Origin of the sequence: Tepidamorphus gemmatus, from assembly GCF_004346195.1 — a bacterium.
Lineage (GTDB): Bacteria > Pseudomonadota > Alphaproteobacteria > Rhizobiales > Tepidamorphaceae > Tepidamorphus > Tepidamorphus gemmatus.
The window spans coordinates 1-1,631 of record NZ_SMAK01000028.1 but is presented as its reverse complement, the minus strand read 5'-3'; the positions used below and the strand labels follow the sequence as shown (position 1 = coordinate 1,631).

Annotated in this window: 1 protein-coding gene; it reads right to left on the bottom strand. The window is 66.7% G+C overall.

Going from position 1 to position 1,631, the window contains the following annotated elements; genetic code table 11:
• Positions 1-13 precede the first annotated feature (13 nt).
• Positions 14-1,546, bottom strand: a complete 1,533-nt coding sequence (tnpC, locus tag EDC22_RS17810; RefSeq protein ID WP_132808110.1) for an IS66 family transposase — start codon at positions 1,544-1,546, stop codon at positions 14-16.
• Positions 1,547-1,631 lie beyond the last annotated feature (85 nt).

Genomic DNA, 1,631 nt, shown 5'->3' with positions numbered 1-1,631 from the left:
GTAAGCGGTGTTCTCAGGCCACGGCTTTGATGTCTGGTTTTGCGATGTAGGCCCAGGGCAGAAGGTCGTCGATCTGGCTGTTCGGGTGGCCGTTGACGATTCTGGTGAGGACATCGGCGAGATAGCCGAGCGGCTCGACGTCGTTCAGCTTGCAGGTTTCGATCAGCGAGGCGATGACGGCCCAGTGCTCAGCCCCACCGTCGGAGCCTGCGAAGAGCGCGTTCTTGCGGTTGAGCGCGATCGGACGGATTGACCGCTCGACGGTGTTGGAGTCGATCTCGATGCGGCCGTCGTCGAGGAAGCGGGTGAGCCCCTCCCAGCGCGAGAGCGTGTAGCGGATCGCCTCGGCGAGCTTGGTCTTCTGGCTGATCAGGCCGAGCTTCTCGCGCAGCCAGGGCTCGAGACGGGCGACGATCGACCGGCTCCTTTCCTGGCGCACGGCACGGCGTGCGTCGGCCGGCTGGCCGCGGATATCGTCCTCTATTCTGTAGAGTTCTGCGATGCGCCGGAGCGCCTCGCTCGCGATCGGCGCCGGGCCGGCTGCAGCGAGCTCGTGGAAGCGCCTGCGAACGTGGGCCCAACAGAAGGCGAGCGTTGCGCCACTCTTGTCGGCCAGTGTGCGATAACCGCCATAACCATCGACCTGCAGGATTCCGCTGAAGCCGGCGAGATGGGCAATTGGCCGTTCTGCCTTGCGATCCGGCGCATAGACATAGGCCACCCCCGGTGGATCGCTGCCGTCCCATGGCCGGTCATCGCGGGCATAAGCCCACAGCTGACCGGTCCTGGTCCGGCCGCGGCCGGGATCGAGCACCGGGGCGGTGGTCTCGTCGGCAAAGAGCTTGGCCGAGGCCTTTAGCTTGTCGAGCAGCCGTTCATGCACCGGTCGCAGGTGCCAGGCGGCACGGCCGACCCAGTCGGCGAGCGTGGAGCGATCGAGATGGATGCCTTGGCGGGCGTGGATCTGCGCCTGGCGATAGAGCGGCAGATGGTCGGCATATTTGGAAACCAGAACCTGCGCGACCGTTGCCTCGGTCGGCAACCCGCCCTCGACGAGACGCGCCGGTGCCGGCGCCTGCACGACGACGTCCTCGCAGGCGCGGCAGGCGTATTTGGGCCGGCGCACGACGATCGCGCGCAACTGCGCCGGCACGATATCGAGCCGCTCGCTGACGTCTTCGCCGATCCGGTGGAGGTTGTTGCGGCAGCACGGGCAGCTGTGGTCTTCGATATCGACGATCATCTCCATGCGTGGCAGATGCGGCGGCAGCGCACCGCGGTTCGCCCGCCGCTTCGCGGTGCGCTGCCTGCATTTGGCCGGATCGGCACGTTCGGCTGCTTCCGCTCTGTCGGCCTCGATCTGCTCGGCCTCCTCCAGCCCGAGGAGCAGTTGGTCTTCGGGCAGGCTCTCGGCCCGGCGGCCGAAGCGGTGACGCTGCAGTTCCTTGATGATCTGGCGCAACCGCTCGTTCTCGGTCTCGCGCGCCAGCACCATCGCCTTGAGCGCAATCGGATCGTCGGGAAGCTGGTCCGCTGTCATCGCCATGATGGGCAAGACCACAGCACATTCGCGGCCCCGCCGCGAGGCCGGAATGCTGCCTGATTCACTTGGTCGCGGTCATCCGGTCTCG

Excerpts from the sequence above, each read along its gene's own strand:
- tnpC (WP_132808110.1), bottom strand. The coding sequence starts at position 1,546 with ATGGCGATGACAGCGGACCAGCTTCCCGACGATCCGATTGCGCTCAAG.